The sequence below is a fragment of the Streptomyces sp. C36 genome, from assembly GCF_040932295.1.
GTDB lineage: Bacteria > Actinomycetota > Actinomycetes > Streptomycetales > Streptomycetaceae > Streptomyces > Streptomyces triculaminicus.
On the sequence record NZ_JBFQGI010000001.1, the window covers coordinates 749,316 to 766,186 of the forward strand.

Consider the following 16,871-nt stretch of genomic DNA (forward strand, 5'->3'; position numbering starts at 1 on the left):
ATCACCGTGACCACCCTGGCCCCCCGTTCCTCCCACGGCCTGTTCACCTCGGGCGAGCCGGTCCGCTCCTGGACCGTGAGCACCGCCAAGCCCGTCCGCTACGAGGTGGGCTTCACGCCGGACGTACTGGACCCGCGCAACCCCGCGCTCGCCGGCGCCGGAGTCCCCGCCGACGATCCCGCGCCGCCGCGCAGGCTCCTCGTCGTGGAGACCACGGTCGACGAACTGTACGGCGACCGCGTCCGCGCCTACGGAGCGGCCCGTGGCCTGGAGTACGAGGTCCACGTGCTGACCGCCCACGAGCGGCTGAAAACGATGGACGCCGTCTTCTCGGTGGTGGAGGCGATGGACCGGTTCGGCATCGCCCGGCGCAGCGAGCCGGTCGTCGCCGTCGGCGGCGGCGTGCTGCTGGACGTCGTCGGCCTGGCGTGCAGCCTCTACCGCCGCAGCACCCCGTTCGTACGGGTGCCGACCACGCTGATCGGGCTGGTCGACGCCGGTGTCGGGGCGAAGACCGGGGTGAACTTCGGGCCCCACAAGAACCGGCTCGGCACCTACCACCCCGCCGCGCAGACGCTCCTGGACCCGCGCTTCCTGGCCACCCTCGACCGGCGGCACCTGAGCAACGGCATGGCCGAGATCCTCAAGATGGCCCTGATCAAGGACCGCGAGCTGTTCGGCCTGCTGGAGCGGCACGGCGGCCGACTGGTCGGCGAGCACTTCCAGGACGGCCGGGGCCTTGCCACGGTCGTACGGGAAGTACTGGGCCGGGCGGTGCACGGGATGCTGGAGGAGCTGCAGGGCAACCTGTGGGAGAGCGAGCTGGAACGGGTCGTCGACTACGGCCACTCCTTCAGCCCCACGCTGGAGATGCGCGCCCTGCCCGAGCTGCTGCACGGCGAGGCGGTCTGCCTCGACATGGCCCTGACCACGGTGATCGCCGAACGGCGAGGCCTGGTCCGGCCCGTAGAGCGTCGTCGGATCCTGGACGTGATGCGCGGGCTGGGGCTGCCCGTCTGGCACCGGCTGTGCGAGCCGGGCGTGCTGGGCGAGGCGCTGGCCGACACGGTCCGGCACCGCGACGGCAGCCAGAGGCTGCCGCTGCCCGCCGGCATCGGCGACGCCGTCTTCGTCGACGACGTGACGCCCGGCGAACTGGCCCACGCGGCCCGGCGCCTGAGGGCGTACCACACGGGGACCGGGGAGGCCGGTCATGCGTGAGGGCCTCGTCGTCGCCACCGTCCACGACCCGGCCGACGTTCACGGGGTGCACGCCGCCGACGGTCACTCGCGCTGGACGTGCCTGGCCCGGCGCACCGGGCTGCACGGCCGGTGGGAAGCGGTCGAGTGGGCCTGGCTGCCACCGGGCGGCGTCAGCGGCGAACACCGGCACTCCCGTACCGAGGAGCTGTACTTCGTCCTCCACGGGAAGGGCGAGATCACCCTCGACGGCCGGCCGTACCCCGTCCGCCCCGGCACGACCGTCCTCACCGCCCTCGGCCGCCGGCACGGGCTGCGCAACACCGGTGAGGAGCCGCTGTCCTGGCTCGTCATCGAACTGCCCGCCACCGGGCCACCCGCCACGAAGGACACCACCATGCACGGGACGACCGACACCGACCACAGAGATTCCACCGCCGACGCCATCATCACCGACCTGCACGAGACCGGACCGGTGGACGCCGCCACCGTTCTCACCGGCCCCTTGCGCACCGTGAGGGTGGCCCGCCTGCTCCCGGCCGGCACGGCCGAGCTGGCCGCCCGGGACGTCGAGCACACCGTGTACGTCACCGCCGGCGCCGGCACGGCGGAGGCCGGGGCGACGAGCGTGCCCCTCGCCCCCGGCGTCTCCCTGACCCTGCCGCTGGGCACGCGGACCCGCGTCCGCGCCGGCGTCCAGGGGCTGGAGTACTTCCACGCCGTCCTGGACGTCCCCCGAGAGGAGCACCAGTGATCATCAACGCGAGCCGCCGGACGGCCGCCCTCCACACCGGCGGCCGGGAACACATCCGCATCCGCTGCCTCGCCCGGCGCGGCATGCTGCACAGCGAGTGCGAGGCCGTCGACCGGGTGAGCCTGGGCCCCCACACGCACTACGACCTCGTCGGCCGGGCCGGCACCGAAGCGGCCTGGTACGTCCTGCGCGGCCCGCTCACCGCCCGGTGGGCCGGTGACCCGCCCGCCACCGCCGTGCTCGGCGACCGCGACCTGCTCCTGGCCCGCACGGCGCAGGACGTCACCCTGCGGGCCGGCCCGGGCGGCGCCGAACTGCTGTGCCTGACCGTGACACCGCCGGCCGTCACCCGGGACCTCCCGCCCCGTACCCCCGACACCACCAAGGACCGGACATGACCACCGCATCCGCCGAATCCACCGAATCCACCACGCCCGCCACCGCACCACGGCGTCCCCCGCACGCCCCCGGCGTGCGCGCCGTCCACCACATCGCCTTCACCGTGCCCGACCTCGACGAGGCCGTCGCCTTCTTCACCGACGTCCTGGGCGCCGAAACGGCCTACCGCACCGGCCCGATCTCCGACCCCGACCCCGGCGGCGACTGGATGCGCCGGCAGCTCGGCGTCGACCCACGGGCCACCGCGCACATCGCGATGCTGCGCCTGGGCCCCACCCTCAACCTCGAGCTGTTCCAGTACAGCGGCCCCGGCCGGCGCCGGCAGATGCCCCGCAACAGCGACTGGGGCGGCCACCACCTGGCCCTGTGGACGGACGACTTCGACGCCAGCGTCCGCCACCTCACCGCCACACCGGGCGTACGGATGCTCGGCGAGCCGCAACAGGTCGGCGAAGGGCCCATCCGCGGCACCCGGTGGGTGTACTTCACCACCCCCTGGGGCCAGCACCTCGAACTCGTCCACGCCCCGGGCCACCAGCCCTACCAGGACCACACCCCCGTACGCCTCTACCAGCCGCAGGCCCCGCACGAAGGGAGAGGATCATGACCGGCATCTGGGGGCCCGGCACCCCGCCGGTGGTCCGGCACGACGCCACCCGCTACGACGCCGACGTCGTCGTGATCGGCTCCGGGGCCGGGGGAGCGACCGTGGCCTGGGCACTCGCCCGGACCGGCGCCCGCGTCCTCGTCGTCGAGCGCGGCGGCTTCCTCCCCCGCGAGGAGGCCAACTGGTCGCCGGAGGCCGTCTTCGGCGACGGCCGCTACCGCAACGCCGAAACCTGGCACACCACCGGCGGCACCGCCTTCACACCCGCCGCCCACTACTACGTCGGCGGCACCACCAAGGTCTACGGAGCGAGCCTGCCCCGGCTGCGCGAGAGCGACTTCGAGGCCGTCGAACACCTGGACGGCACCTCCCCGGCCTGGCCCTTCGGCTACGGCGACCTGGAACCGTTCTACGCCGAGGCCGAGCGCCTCTACCGGGTGCACGGCCGGTGCGGCCACGACCCGACGGAACCGGCCCGCTCCGGCCCGTACCCCCACCCGCCCGTCGCCCACGCGCCCCGCATCGCCGAGCTGGAGCGCCGCCTGCGCGCCCAGGGCCTCCACCCCCACCCGCTCGAACTGGGCATCGACCTGGCCGAGGGCGGCACATGCGTACGCTGCGGCACCTGCGACGGATTCCCCTGCCGCGTCGGCGCCAAGAGCGACGCGGAGACCCGCGCCCTGCGCCCCGCACTGCGCTCCCCGTCGGTCCGGCTGCTCACCCACACATACGTCTCCCGGCTGCGCACCGACGCATCCGGGCGTACGGTCACCGCCGTCGAGGCCACGAGGAACGGCCACCGCGTCACCCTCACCGCCGGCACCGTCGTCGTCTCCTGCGGGGCCGTCAACTCCGCGGCGCTGCTGCTCCGCTCCGACAGCGGCGCCCACCCCGGCGGCCTGGCCAACGGCAGCGGGCTGGTCGGACGCAACCTGATGCTGCACCACAACAGCATGCTGATGGCCGTCGACCCCCGGCACCGCAACCCGGCCGTCTTCCAGAAGACCCTCGCCGTCAACGACTTCTACCGCGCCGGCGCCCGCACCCCCCACCCGCTGGGCAACCTCCAGCTCATGGGCAAGGTCCACCCGGCGGCCATGGCGACCGCGCACCCGCGCGTGCCCCGCCGCGTTCTGGGCGAGCTGGCGGCCCACAGCGTCGACTGGTGGCTCATCTCGGAAGACCTGCCCGTCCCCGAGAACCGGGTCCTGCTCGGGCCCGGCGGCGGAATCACCCTGGCCTGGCACCCGGTCAACGCCCGGGCCCACCGGCGCCTGGTGCGCCAAGGGGCGCGGATGATGCGCCGGGCCGGCTATCCGCTCGTCCTCACCCACCGCATGGGCGTCGAGCACACCGGCCACCAGTGCGGCACGACCGTCGCCGGCCACGACCCCGCCCGCTCGGTCCTCGACCCCTACTGCCGCAGCCACGAGGTACGGAACCTGTTCGTCGTCGACGGCGGCTTCTTCCCCTCGTCCGCGGCCGTCAACCCGACCCTGACCATCGTCGCGCAGGCCCTGCGCGCGGGCAGCGGCGACACCCTCCTGCCCTGATGCCACCACCCTGCCCCGATGCCACCGAAGGAGACCCACCATGTCCCTGCACCGTCTGTCCTCCGTCACCATCGGCGTCCCCGACCCCGCCGCGACAGCCCCCTACTACACCGAACTCGGCCTGCGCCGGCAGGACGACGGCTGGTTCTCCACCCGCGACGGCGGCCGCCAGCTGCGCATCGTGCCGGCACCCACCCGCCGGCTGGTCGAGATGCGGGTCGGCGTCGACGACACCGACGACCTGGACGCCGCCGGCGCCCGGCTGCGCCGCATGGGCGTCGCCACCGTCCGCGGAGCCGGTCCTAGCCTGACCGCGGCCGACCCCGTCACCGGAGCCCGCGCCGTGCTCCAGGTCGAACCGCGTCCCGCTGCGCCGCCGACACCCCCCACCCCCTACAACGGGCCCGGACGCGACGAACGCACCGCCGGCCGTGCTCCCGGCGTCCAGCGCGCCGACCGGGTACGGCCCAGCAAGCTCGGCCACGCCGTGCTGGGCACCCCCGATCCCCGGACCACCGCGGCCTTCTTCGGCGACGGCCTCGGATTCAAGGTCAGCGACTCACTGGGCGACGCGGGCGCCTTCCTGCGCTGCACCACCGACCACCACAACATCCTCGTCCTGGCGGCCCCCGTCCCCTTCCTGCACCACACGTCCTGGCAGGTCGACGACGTCGACGACATCGGGCGCGGCGCCATGGCCATGCTCGAGGAGCACCCCGAACGCCACATCTGGGGCTTCGGCCGCCACTACATCGGCTCCAACTTCTTCTGGTACCTCAAGGACCCGGCGGGCAACTTCACGGAGTACTACTCCGACATGGACTGCATCGTCGACGACCAGCTGTGGGATCCGGAGGTCTTCGACGTCAACGAGAGCTTCTTCAGCTGGGGGCAGCCGCCCCCGCCCTCATGGATCGCGCCGGAGGACCTGGCCGCACTGATGACCGGCACCCACACGGCCTGACGAACGAGAGATCGCCCAGGGCGGCGGCTAGCGTCGCCCTGTGAGACAAGAAGACGAGGACGCCGCCATGCCCCGTGTCCTGATCGTCGACGACCATCCGCTGTTCCGCAACGGCCTGAAGGGCGCGCTGGAGAGCAGCGGATGCGCCGACGTCGTCGCCGAGGCCGCCACCGCCGGCGAGGCGCTGGAGGCCGTGTCGCGGCAGCTGCCCGATGTCGTCGTCATGGACCTGTCCCTCCCCGACGCCTCCGGCATCGACGTCACCCGGCAGCTCGCCGGGCTGTACCCCGGACTGCCGGTGCTGATGCTGACCATGTCCGACGACGACGGAAGCCTGCTGGCCGCGCTCCAGGCAGGTGCCCGCGGCTACCTGGTCAAGGGCGCGGGCGCGGGGGAGGTGCTGCACGCGGTCCGCACGGTCGCCGCGGGCGGGGCGGTCTTCGGCCCGCAGACCGCGGCCCGCCTCACCGCGTTGCTGTGCGGGGGCCGCCGCCACGACGCCGAGCAGCTGTTCCCGGCGCTCACCGCGCGCGAGGCGGAGGTCCTCGAGCTCATCGCCCGGGGCCTGGACAACCGGCGCATCGCCCGGGAGCTGGTGCTGTCCGAGAAGACGGTCCGCAACCACGTCACGCACATCTTCGACAAACTCCAGGTCACCACCCGCGCCGAGGCCGTGGCCAGGGCGCGGGACGCGGGCCTGGGGGACGAGGACTGAAGGGGCGCGCCGCGGTGGACGAGGCGGGAACCGTGCGGGGCGGGCGGTCCGTCCTGACCTTCGCCGCCTACACGCTGACCCTCGCCTCCGCCGTGACCTGGACCGTCATCGCCCTCGCCCACCTGGACGACGCGCGGCTGACCCCGTACATCGTCCCCCGCGGCGTCCCCGTCATCGCCTCCACCGGAGTCGTCCTGCTGGGCGCCTTCATGACGGCCCACCGCCCCCACAGCGTCCTGGGCCCGCTCCTCGTCGCGACCGGAACGACCAACGTCCTCTCGGACGCCTGCATCATCGCCGCCGCCGTCACCGACGCCCCGCACGGCGTCGGCGTCACCCTGACCGTCGTCTCGAAAGTCTCCTACGCGCTGGCCGTCTTCACCTTCTACGTGCTGCCGCTGTACCTGCCGAGCGGCGAACTGCCCCGCCACTGGATCTGGCGGCCGTACGTCGCTCTCGTCGCCGCCTGGAGCCTGGTGCACGCCTACGCCGACCCCGTCCCGGCGCGCACCTACACCATCGCCGACCCGACGAACCGGGGCGCGTGGGCACGACTCAGGACGACCCTCCTGACCCACCTGCCCGTCATCCCCCTCATGACCGCGCTCCTGCTGACCGGCCTCACCGTCATGGCCGTGCGCTGGTGGCGCACCCCCGACCGCCGGCAGATCATTCCCGTCCTGCCGTACGTGCTGTGGCTCGTACTCCTCTACGTCAACCACCTCGCCCCGCCCAAGGGCGCCCTGTGGTCCTACGGATACGCCGTGGCGTTCCTCTGGCCCTTCTGCGCGATCTACGGCATCAGCCGCGACCGATCCGGCCAGCTGGACCGGGCCACGCGCAAGATGCTGGCCTCCCTCCTGCTCACCGCCGCCCTGATCGCCGTGTACACCGCCGTCTCCCTGCTGGTCGTGCGCGCCCTGCCCGGCGGACTGAGCACGGGCGCCCTCGTGTCGGGCGCCGCGGGCCTGACCTTCGGCGCCCTGCTCTACCCCTGCGCACGCCTGGCCGTACGCGTGGTGGACCGCATCTACTACGGCGACCGCGCCCGCCCCTACCAGGTCGTCCGCGAACTCTCCCAGCGGCTCAGCCGGGCGGCCGCCCCCGCACAGGCCCCACGGCTGCTGTGCGACACCGTCGTCACCACGCTCAACCTGCCCGGAGCCAAAGTGGTGGTCGACACCCGCGGCGGCCCCCGCACCCTCGCCGCCGCCGGGCAGCCGGTGCCCGACTCCCACGGATTCCCCCTGACGTTCGAAGGCAACGTCGTCGGCCACCTGCACGTCACCCCCAGGACGGGCCAGCGGACACTGGACCGCCAGGACCAGGAGGTCCTGCGATCCCTCGCCGACCAGGCGTCGCCCGCGCTCGCCTCCGTACGCCTCTACGAGGACCTGCGGGCGGCCCGCGAACGCATGGTGGTGACCCGCGAAGAGGCACGCCGCACCCTGCGCCACGACCTGCACGACAGCCTCGGCCCCGCCCTCTCCGGCGCCCGGCTGCAGATCGACACCGCCCGCTACGCCGTACCGAACGGCTCCGCCGCCGCCCAGCCGCTGGAGACCGCCTCCGAGGGCATCGGGCAGGCCATCGCCGAACTCCGCCGGATCTCCGCCGGCCTCGCCCCGGCCGCGCTCGACCGCAACGGACTGGGCGGCGCGCTGCGCCAGCTGGCGGACCGGTTCGGCCAGCGGCTGCGGGTGGACGTGCGCTTTACCCCCGACCCGCTCCCGGGACTGCCGGCCGCCGTGGAAGTGGCCGTCTACCTCATCGGGGGCGAGGCGCTGAACAACGTCGTGCGGCACTCCGGCGGCACTGCGGCCGCGCTGAGCGTACGGGTGGTGCCGGACGAGGTGACGATCGAGGTCAGCGACGACGGGCACGGGATCGTCGAGCACGGGATCGCCGAGCACGGGCTCGTCGAACACCCCACGGGCGACGGGGTGGGCATCCGGTCCATGCGGGAGCGGACGGCCGAGCTGGGTGGCCACTTCACCCTGGCGAACGGCGGGAGCGGCGGCGGCATGGTCGTACGGGCGTCGTTCCCGCCGGTGGCGGGCCCCTTCCCGGGATGACGGCACCCAGAGGGTGCACGGTCGTTCGCGTGTGCCCCGGCCGGGCGACGGAAACCCTCCCCGCCCACGGGTAGACACCCTTCATGGCCACCCCACGCAGCCTGCTCGTCCCCCTTCTCCTCGGGCTCCTCGGTCTTCTCGCCCCTGCCGCTGGCGCCACCGCCGCGGCCGTCGTCCCGGCCCGGGCGGGCGCCGGTGCGCCGGAGGACCCGGCGGTGGTCACCACGGACGCCGGACCCGTACGCGGCACCGTCACCGAGCGCGGCCGCGCCTTCCTCGGCGTGCCGTTCGCCGCGCCGCCGGTGGGGGAGCGGCGGTGGCGGCCGCCCCAGCCCTCCGCCCCGTGGTCCGACGTCCGGGACGCCACCCGCTTCGCCGGGGCGTGCGCCCAGCCGGCCCGGCCGGTGCTCGGCACATCCGAGACCACCAACGAGGACTGCCTCTACCTGAACGTCTTCACCCCGCCGGGAGGCGGTGGCGGCAAACCCGTCCTGGTGTGGTTCCACGGCGGCTCGTTCGTCTCCGGCTCCGCCGCCCACTACGACGCCTCCCGCCTGGCCCGCGCGGGAGACGTGGTCGTGGTCACGGCCAACTACCGGCTGGGCCCCTTCGGATTCCTGGCCCACCCCGGGCTGACCGCCGAGGCCCCCGGCACCGGATCCGGCAACTACGGCCTCATGGACCAGCAGGCCGTGCTCCGCTGGACCAGGGCGAACGCGGCCGCCTTCGGAGGAGACCCCGCGAAGGTCACGGCCGCCGGCCAGTCGTCGGGCGGCCTGAGCGTCTGCGGACACCTCACCTCGCCCGCCTCGCGCGGCCTGTTCACACGCGCCGTCATCCACAGCGGCCCCTGCGGCGTGGCGTCCCGCCCGGCCGCCGAGGCCGGTTCCGCCGGCACCTCCTTCGCCACAGGAGCCGGCTGCCTGGGCAGCGACGCCGCCGTCGTGACCTGCCTGCGGGGCAAGCCGGCCGCCGACCTGCTGAAGGCGCCGACGAGCGGCGCCGCCCCCTGGTGGCCGGTATCCGGCACGCCCGTCCTCCCCGTGCCGCCCGACCAGGCCATCGCTGCGGGCGACTACGCCAAGGTGCCCGTGCTGCTCGGCAACGGGCTGGACGAGGGAACCATCCACACGGTCATCCTCGAATCCACCGGCATCCGCTTCAACGCCGTCACGTACCCGGCCGTGCTCACCACCCTCTTCAAGCTGGACGGCCCCCGGGTCGCCGCCCACTACCCGGCGTCGAACTACGGCGGTGACCACCGCCTGGCGTTCGCGGCCGCGTTCGGCGACTACCTCGTCGCCTGCCCCACCCGGGAGTCGGCGCGGCAACTCGCCACCGCCACACCGGGCCGCGTCTTCGCCTACGAGTTCGCCGACCGCGCCGCCCCCGTCCTCTACAACGTCCACCCCGACTTCCCGCTGGGCGCCTACCACGGCGCCGAACTCCCGTACCTGTTCGACTACCTGCAGGCGGGCGACCTCCGACTGAACCCGGCCCAGACCCGGCTGTCGCAGGCCATGACCACCTTCTGGACCCGCTTCGTCACCACGACGGACCCCGCCCCCGGCACCTGGCCCGCGACCGCCCCGGACCCCTACCGCCCGCTCTCCCTGGCCCCGGACGCCATCACGCCCCGGACCGACTTCGACACCGCCCACCAGTGCGACTTCTGGGCCACGATCCCGCGCCCGACCGGCCAGGGACTGCTGACAGCGGAGGTACGCGTGCCACGGTCGCGGTGACGGGGTTCTATGTGTCGAGATGTTGTCGCCGGAAGGCCGCGCGGTAGGCGTGGGGGGAGGTTCCGGTGCGGCGGGTGAAGTGATGGCGCAAGGTCACGGGGGAGCCGAAGCCGGTGCGGTCGGCGATGTGCGTGACGGGCAGGTCGGTGGTCTCCAGCAGTTCCTGGGCCCGGTGGATACGGGCGCCCAGGAGCCATTGCAGCGGGGTGGTGCCGGTCCGGGCGCGGAACCGCCGGTTGAGCGTCCGGACACTGATCCCGGCGTGTCCGGCGATGTCGGCGAGGGTGAGGGGCCGGTGGAGGTGGCTCTCCATCCACTCCAGGACGGGCTGAAGGGTACTGAGGCCGGTCGGGGCCTCGGGGCGTTCGATGTACTGGGCCTGACCACCGTCGCGCTGGAGAGGCATCACGGTGCGGCGGGCGGTGGCGGCCGCGAGATCCGCACCGAGGTCGCGGCGGACCAGATGGAGGCACAGGTCGAGTCCGGCGGCCACCCCGGCCGACGTGATCAGACTGCCGTGGTCGACGAACAGGACGGCGGGGTCGACGTCGACGCGCGGGTGACGCCGGGCGAGTTCACCGGCGTACTGCCAGTGGGTGGTGGCGCGGCGACCGTCCAGCAGGCCGGTGGCGGCCAGGGTGAAGGCGCCCACGCACACCGATGCCAGACGCGCCCCGCGCCCCGCCGCCCGCCGCAGCTCCTCGACGACCGCGGGGGGCGGTGCGCCCAGGAAACCGGCGTGGGCGGGGATGACGACGGTGTCGGCGTCCGCGAGGCCGTCGAGGCCGTGAGGGGTGTGGATCCGAAAGGCGCCGTGCTCGGGTGAGGTGGTGGCGCTGCGGCCGGGAGCGCAGATCCGCAGGTCGTAGTGCGGCATGCCGGCGGCTTGGTTGGCGGTGCCGAAGACCTGGCCCGGGATGGACAGTTCGAACGGGAGGACGCCGTCGAGCGCGAGCACGGCCACCACACGAGTCATGGCCAGAATTTAGCGCAGGACGGCATTGTGGCCGCTGGCCGGGGGATGCGGACGGCAGCAGGATCAAGGGCGTACTCACTGAACGACGTATGAGGAGTCCCCGCGGTGGATGTCGCCCTGCCCGCTGTCTACGACCCGTTCGATCTGCCCCGGACGGACCTGGCCGCCCGCGCGCTGCGCTACGCCGAGGAAACCGAGCCGGCGGTCATCTTCCGCCACAGCGTGCGCAGCTACCTCTTCGCCCGGGCGCTCGCCGGCCACCGCGGCATGGAGGCCGGGGCGGACTTCGACGACGAGCTGGTGTTCGTCAGCTGTGTGCTGCACGACCTGGGTCTGTCCGAGCAGGGCAACGGCGACCAGCGTTTCGAGGTGGACGGCGCGGATCTGGCGGCCCGCTTCCTCCGCGAACACGGCACCGACGAGGACGCCGTGACCGTGGTGTGGGACGCGATCGCCCTGCACACTTCGGAGGGCATCGCCTCCCGCAAGGGCCCGGAAGTCGCGCTGGCTCACGCAGGCATCTCCGTGGACGTTCTCGGGTACGGCAAGGAACTCCTGCCCGACGGCTTCGCCGACCGTGTGCACGCCGCCTTCCCCCGCGAGGACCTCGCCTACACGATGACCGACATGATCGTCCACCAGGCGCTGGACAATCCCGCCAAGGCCGGCCCCCTGGGCTTCCCCGGCCAGCTCCTGCGCCGCCACCTGCCGCCCGGCACGATGCCCGACTGGTACGACCTGATCGCCCGGTCCGGCTGGAACGACCAGCCCACCCCCACCGACCCGGCCGCCTGAACCGGACGAGAAGTCTCGGAATTCCCGGATCGGGCCCCGTGGTGGGGCCCCGGCACGAGGGGGACGCGCCGGGGCCCCACCGAGCGGCACCCCGGGCGGCCGGGCGTCAGGACTTCTTGCCGGTGCCGGCGAGGGCGCCCATGGCGAACTTGTACGTCTGCGCGGCGGCTTCGTCGACCGGTACGTGCTTGCCTTCCGGCGGGAAGAAGTCGACGACGCCGACCGCTCCGTAGTTCGCCCAGAAACACGTGGTCATGGGGAAGGTATCGGTGACGTTCTGCCGGCACTTCAGCACCAGTTCCTTGGTGGTGAAGGCCTGGGGCGAGCCGACCGGGTTCCGGCCGTAGCCCTTCTCCAGATCCATGGTGTGGGAGAAGACCTTGTCCAGGGCGGCGGTGGGGTCCGCGACCTTGTCGTACAGGGTCGTCCGCGTGGTGAGGTGCGGTACGGTCGCCTGCCGTCCGCCCTTGCCGAGGGTGATGCGTGTCGCGCCGAAGCAGGAGATCTGGTCCTCCCCGGCGTCCTTGACCTTCGGGAGGTCGTCGTCGCCGGCGACGAGCATGTCCAGGTCGCTGCCGAAGTGGAAGCCGCCGTCGCCCTTGTCGCAGGTCATGCCGTCCAGCGTGGGCGCGCTGAGCTCCTTGTAGCGGGTTCCGGTGTCGGCGGCGAGCTTGTCCGCCTTCGGCAGGGCGTTCTTGCCATCGCCCCCGGACCCGCAACCGGCGGCGAGCACGCCGACGGCCATGACGGCGGCCAGAGTCCCCCACGTGTTCTTCATTGCCGACTTTCCCTGGTGGCTGTCAGTGATCATCAAGGGATCCTACGGCCCTGATGCCCTGCGCTCTCCGGGGAGGACGGGCTCGACTTCGAGCCAGTGCTGTCGTCGCTCACCGCGGTACGCCAGCGCGAGCCAGCCCAGCCCCTCGAGGGCCCCAGCGCACCGCTGCAGCTCGGCGTGCTGCTGAAGCACGGCCCCGCTCCCCGGCGGGCCGAGCCATTCGACACGTGCCACGCTCCGCGGCTCACCACCGCGGGGGAGCGCCCCGGTCGGCTCGCTCAGGCGGACGACGTACCCGGTGCCCAGGCGTCTCCCATCCTCGCCCACGGCGGAGGGCGGGATTCCGGCTGCCTCCAGGACCAAGGCGACCGCGCGTACGGGCTGCCGACGTTCCCACTCGGCCGGGACCGCTTCGGGCTCGGCGGTACCGGCGTTCATCACCCGGCGGATCTGCAACAGACCGTCGACGGCCTGCCGCACCGCGTCCGCGCGTTCACGGGGACCGGCGCTGACGGGACCCGTATCGCCGGTCGCCACGTCGAATCCCGTCGTACCCATCGCCTCATTCCTCCCCGGCAGCCGCTCCCAGAACCAGCGTGGCCCTCTGCATCGGCACCGCTACCGCCCACCCTGCCAGGGGTCTCGTCTCAGAGACCCTTGAGCCAGTCGAGCAGGCGCCGGCGGGGAGCGGCCTGGGTCCGCTCCTTCAGAGAGGCCTGGACTTCAGCGGTGAACGAGGCGTCCGGCCCGAGCACCCTGGCACAGTCTGCCGCGAGAGGTTTCAGGAGGTCACGTGCCTGAGCGCTGTATCCGAACGCACCATGGAAGTCCGCGGTGAGCTTCCTGAAGAGCAGGGACAAGGCCGAATCAGGGCCGTGGGCCGCCGTGCAGTCAGCGGTGAGTGCGGTCAGCCGCGTCACCCCCTCCTGGGCCCCGGCGAGTGTGGCGATGGCTACCGCTTGTCCGAGGCGTGCGATCAGAGTGAAGGGTGCGACGGGTCCAAGGACACGCAGGCAGTCGGACAGCAGCAGACCGACTGTGTCCAGTGCGCCCGACGGATCGGCGGCGAAGTGATACATCGACGCGACGGTGTGGATCTCGAGCGTGATACGCGCATCGCGTCCGTGGGCGGCCGCGCAGTCGGTCACCAGCGACAAGAACAGGTCTTTGGCCCGGCTCTCTTCTCCGGCGCTGTCCGTGGAGAGCGCGTGCTGCGCTCGTGCGCTCAACGTCAAAGAGTGATCTGCTCCGAGCACGCGGGCACAGTGGCTGATCAGCATGGCGCCGAGATCTCGCGCCTCGGCGTGGGCACCTGTCGCGTGGAGGGCGTCGGCGTAATGCACCCGGGCTTCAAGCGTTTCGGCGGCGTCGGGCCCCAGGGCGGTAGTGCAGTCGGCTATCAGGGGCGGAAACAGACTTCGGGCGAGGTCCGGCCTCAAGGCGTTATCAGTGGAGTGGGCGTGCAGGATCCTGGCCCGCAAGCTCAGAGGGTGCTCGGGCCCAAGGATGGAAGAGCAACGGGCCATCAGCTTGGCGGCTTGGTCGCGCGCCTGCTCGTAGCCGCCTGCTTCAGCGGTGAAGTGCGCCAGCTGGAGTCGTGCCTCGAGGGTCTGCGGGCTTTCCGCGCCCAGCGTCCGGGTGTGGTCGGAGACCACGCCGCGCAGGAGGTTCCTCGCCGTGTCGGCACGTCCCTTGTCGCCTATGAGCACGGCCTCCCGCAGGCGGTGGAGCAGGATCGCCTGCCGATCGGCGCTGGGTGCGCCGCCGGTGAGGATGGTGAGCGGACGCTCGACCTGCGAGGCCAGGGCGGCCAGCCGCGTGCATACGGCGGCGGCGTCGGCAGGGCGCCGGCCGGGGTCCTTCGCCAGGAGGTCCAGGACCAGCCGGTCGGCCTCCTCCGGAAGCTCCGGGTGGGTGGCGCGGGGTGCCGGTGGCGGTTGATGCAGGTGGCGGTAGAGCACGATGAGCGGCGCCGCGTCGGGGTCGGTGAAAGGCGGGTTGCCCGTCAGCAGTTCGTAGAGCACGCACCCCAGCGAGTACAGATCCGAGCGCGCGTCCACCGGGCCCTTGCCCGCTCGTTCAGGAGCCATGTAGCTCACCGTGCCGATGACTTCGCCCGTCATCGTCAGGTTCAGCGAGAAGGCGGCACTCTTCGCGATGCCGAAGTCGACCACCTTCAGGATGCCGGTGCTCTCGTCGACCATCACGTTCTGCGGCTTGATGTCCCGGTGGATCACCCCGGCCGTGTGCGCGGCCTGCAGCGCCGCGCAGATCTGCCGTGCCCAGCGCAGCGCCTGCTGCGCGGGCAGAGGCCCGGTGGTGAGTATCTGCGACAGTGAACGCCCGCCGAGCAGTTCCATGACCAGGAAGTCCTGTCGGCTGCCGTTGTGTTGCGTCCGGCCGAACTCGTGCACCGTGACGATGTGCGGATGGGACAGGCCGCCGGCCGTGATCGCCTCCTGCCAGAACCGCACCTCCGCCTTCTCATGGCCGGGTTGTTCCGTGCGGGTCAGGACCTTGACGGCGACATTGCGCCGCATGTGCTCATCGAACGCCTTCCATACGACGCCGAAGCCGCCCTCGCCGAGCGGGTCGATCAGCCGATAGCGCCCATCCAGCATTTCACCCGGCTCCATCGCTCCCCCATGCGCCGTCCGGATCCTGATCGCCGAGAGCGATCGTCTCAGTGCGTCTCGGTGATACCCCACCTCAGCGGTGGGCACGCCCGGCCCCACTGAGGAAGCGTTCATGCCGCCCAGGGCGGAGAACATCCGGGCGCCCGGCAGACAGACCGGAGCGAGGAGCGATATGATCACTGCGATGATGACTCCTTCTTCTCACAGATCGGGGGTCCTGTCCGCGCAAGGTGAGTGCTGATGCTCACTCGGACCGCGAACGGGGATTCCCGCTTTTCCTTCTGGCTGCGCGTGCGCGAGTTCGCCGTGCCGCCGTCCATGATCGAGACTGCGACCGCCCGCCGGTATGCCGGCGACTGGGCGGGGGCGTGCGCCGCCGCAGGCTTCGATGTCGATCTCAACCTTCGTTCCACAGCACGTACCCATGGCCAGGAACTCGCGGCCCGCGTCCGGGCCGATCTCCGTCACCTGGCGCCCGACCTGCTGCGCTGGCACATGCCGAGGATCGCTCCCAACGGGCTGCTGCGCCCAGGCCTGACCACTTCCCTGGCCCGGTACGACCTCGCGGGGCGCGACGGCGCGAGCCCCGTGCACCTCGTGGCCCGTACCCCGCCCGCCTGGGCGGACGCGGGCCAGCGGATCAGCCTCGCGCTGTGGGACGAATCCGGCTCCGAGGCCGGCGCCTCCCCCCATCCGCACTCCCGTCCCCACCAGCGGTTCCGCCTCGACCTGCACCGTCACTTGTGGGACGCGCGCAGGACCGGTGAACTGCGGGCCCGGTCCGGCGCCGACCGGCCCCCCGCGGAGGGCCGCCCTGCGTTGGGCGCGGAGCTGCTGGAGGCGGTGCCGCAGGGGCACCGCTGCGCCGTGGACCGGTGGGCGGCCGAGGCGGGCATCCTTCTGCACGCCGAAGGACGGGCCTCCGGCACCGTCACCGTATGGCTCGGGGCCCGGCATCGGCTGGTCCTCGATCCGGGCACGGACGAAAGCGGTGCGGCACCGCCCGCGTTGCGGATCGTGGCGGCATCGAGAGACCGTGGCGTCTCCGTCCTGCCCGACGCGGCGACCTGGGTGCTGCCCGACCTCGAACTGCTCCGCACCGGTTCGATCGAGGCCGACCGGCTGCACCCGTTGGTCGCCTCGGCGCTCGTACCGGAGTACTCACCGCCCGACCCGTCCCGTCCGCCCCGGACTCCGGACCGGGCGGGAGAGCCACGCCTCGTGGAGTGCCGGGGAGTTCGGCACCGGATCGCCCTGGTCGACGGGGTGCTCGCCCCGCTGGACCACGACCCGGCCGAGATCCGGCGGGAGGAACTGCTGGCCGCACTGACCGGCACTCCGCTTCCCTGCCTGCGGGCGATCGACGAGGCGCACCGTCACCCCGACTGCCTCACCGGCGTCCGCGAACGCCTGGACCATGGCGACACAGCCGGTGCGCTGGCCGTCGTCGAGGGCCTGCTGGGCCCCGACGCACTGCTGCGCGCCGGCGCCCTGCGGGACGAACTGGAGACGGCCGCCCTGCGGCGGATCACCTACGGGCTGTACAGGGCAGGTCTGATCGGCCCCGGGCCCCGCCATATCCCCCCGAAGCGTCGCCGTCCCCGTGACCGCCGCTCCCACCCACGCCACGCGATCTCCCGCTGACCCTGGGACTCCGTCCCCCCTTGCACACGC

General features: G+C 72.7%; 15 protein-coding genes. 11 read left to right on the forward strand and 4 right to left on the reverse strand.

Annotation, left to right across the window (positions count from 1 at the left end):
• Window positions 1-6: 6 nt before the first annotated feature.
• From AB4K12_RS03295 to AB4K12_RS03335, 9 genes are all read left to right on the forward strand, one after another.
• A complete protein-coding gene (locus AB4K12_RS03295) occupies window positions 7-1,221 on the forward strand; it encodes a sedoheptulose 7-phosphate cyclase (protein ID WP_368432703.1) in 1,215 nt (404 codons plus the stop codon).
• Entirely contained in the window at window positions 1,214-1,954 is a 741-nt protein-coding gene (locus tag AB4K12_RS03300) for a cupin domain-containing protein (protein ID WP_368432704.1), read from the forward strand. Before AB4K12_RS03295 ends, AB4K12_RS03300 begins: the two co-directional genes overlap by 8 nt.
• A complete protein-coding gene (locus AB4K12_RS03305; protein WP_368432705.1) occupies window positions 1,951-2,352 on the forward strand; it encodes a hypothetical protein in 402 nt (133 codons plus the stop codon). The genes AB4K12_RS03300 and AB4K12_RS03305 overlap by 4 nt, the downstream gene beginning before the upstream one ends.
• Complete coding sequence (locus AB4K12_RS03310) at window positions 2,349-2,960, forward strand: VOC family protein (RefSeq protein WP_368432706.1); 612 nt, start codon at window positions 2,349-2,351, stop codon at window positions 2,958-2,960. Before AB4K12_RS03305 ends, AB4K12_RS03310 begins: the two co-directional genes overlap by 4 nt.
• Window positions 2,957-4,513, forward strand: a complete 1,557-nt coding sequence (locus AB4K12_RS03315; protein WP_368432707.1) for an FAD-dependent oxidoreductase — start codon at window positions 2,957-2,959, stop codon at window positions 4,511-4,513. The genes AB4K12_RS03310 and AB4K12_RS03315 overlap by 4 nt, the downstream gene beginning before the upstream one ends.
• 40 nt (window positions 4,514-4,553) lie before the next feature.
• On the forward strand, window positions 4,554-5,477 hold the full coding sequence (locus AB4K12_RS03320; RefSeq protein ID WP_368432708.1) for a VOC family protein: 924 nt from the start codon (window positions 4,554-4,556) through the stop codon (window positions 5,475-5,477).
• A gap of 67 nt (window positions 5,478-5,544) precedes the next feature.
• Window positions 5,545-6,192 carry a response regulator gene (locus AB4K12_RS03325; protein ID WP_368433139.1) on the forward strand — a complete coding sequence of 216 codons (648 nt, stop codon included), beginning with the start codon at window positions 5,545-5,547 and terminating at the stop codon, window positions 6,190-6,192.
• Between the two features lie 14 nt (window positions 6,193-6,206).
• Window positions 6,207-8,267, forward strand: a complete 2,061-nt coding sequence (locus AB4K12_RS03330) for a histidine kinase (RefSeq protein ID WP_368432709.1) — start codon at window positions 6,207-6,209, stop codon at window positions 8,265-8,267.
• Between the two features lie 83 nt (window positions 8,268-8,350).
• Window positions 8,351-10,012 (forward strand): carboxylesterase/lipase family protein, encoded by a 1,662-nt coding sequence (locus AB4K12_RS03335; RefSeq protein WP_368432710.1) that lies wholly within the window; start codon window positions 8,351-8,353, stop codon window positions 10,010-10,012.
• 7 nt (window positions 10,013-10,019) lie between these two features.
• Here AB4K12_RS03335 and AB4K12_RS03340 read toward each other — a convergent pair whose 3' ends face one another.
• Window positions 10,020-10,988, reverse strand: coding sequence for a GlxA family transcriptional regulator (locus tag AB4K12_RS03340; protein ID WP_368432711.1), 969 nt, complete (start codon window positions 10,986-10,988; stop codon window positions 10,020-10,022).
• Between the two features lie 105 nt (window positions 10,989-11,093).
• Between AB4K12_RS03340 and AB4K12_RS03345 the strand changes: the two genes are divergently transcribed.
• Window positions 11,094-11,783, forward strand: coding sequence for an HD domain-containing protein (locus AB4K12_RS03345; RefSeq protein WP_368432712.1), 690 nt, complete (start codon window positions 11,094-11,096; stop codon window positions 11,781-11,783).
• A 106-nt stretch (window positions 11,784-11,889) separates the two neighbouring features.
• Here AB4K12_RS03345 and AB4K12_RS03350 read toward each other — a convergent pair whose 3' ends face one another.
• From AB4K12_RS03350 to AB4K12_RS03360, 3 genes are all read right to left on the reverse strand, one after another.
• Window positions 11,890-12,594 carry a hypothetical protein gene (locus AB4K12_RS03350; RefSeq protein ID WP_368432713.1) on the reverse strand — a complete coding sequence of 235 codons (705 nt, stop codon included), beginning with the start codon at window positions 12,592-12,594 and terminating at the stop codon, window positions 11,890-11,892.
• Window positions 12,595-12,603: 9 nt separating this feature from the next.
• Entirely contained in the window at window positions 12,604-13,119 is a 516-nt protein-coding gene (locus AB4K12_RS03355; protein ID WP_368432714.1) for a hypothetical protein, read from the reverse strand.
• 89 nt (window positions 13,120-13,208) lie between these two features.
• Window positions 13,209-15,377, reverse strand: a complete 2,169-nt coding sequence (locus AB4K12_RS03360) for a protein kinase (RefSeq protein WP_368432715.1) — start codon at window positions 15,375-15,377, stop codon at window positions 13,209-13,211.
• A 60-nt stretch (window positions 15,378-15,437) separates the two neighbouring features.
• Here AB4K12_RS03360 and AB4K12_RS03365 point away from each other — a divergent pair, with 60 nt between their 5' ends.
• Window positions 15,438-16,841 carry a hypothetical protein gene (locus AB4K12_RS03365; RefSeq protein ID WP_368432716.1) on the forward strand — a complete coding sequence of 468 codons (1,404 nt, stop codon included), beginning with the start codon at window positions 15,438-15,440 and terminating at the stop codon, window positions 16,839-16,841.
• Window positions 16,842-16,871: the final 30 nt, after the last annotated feature.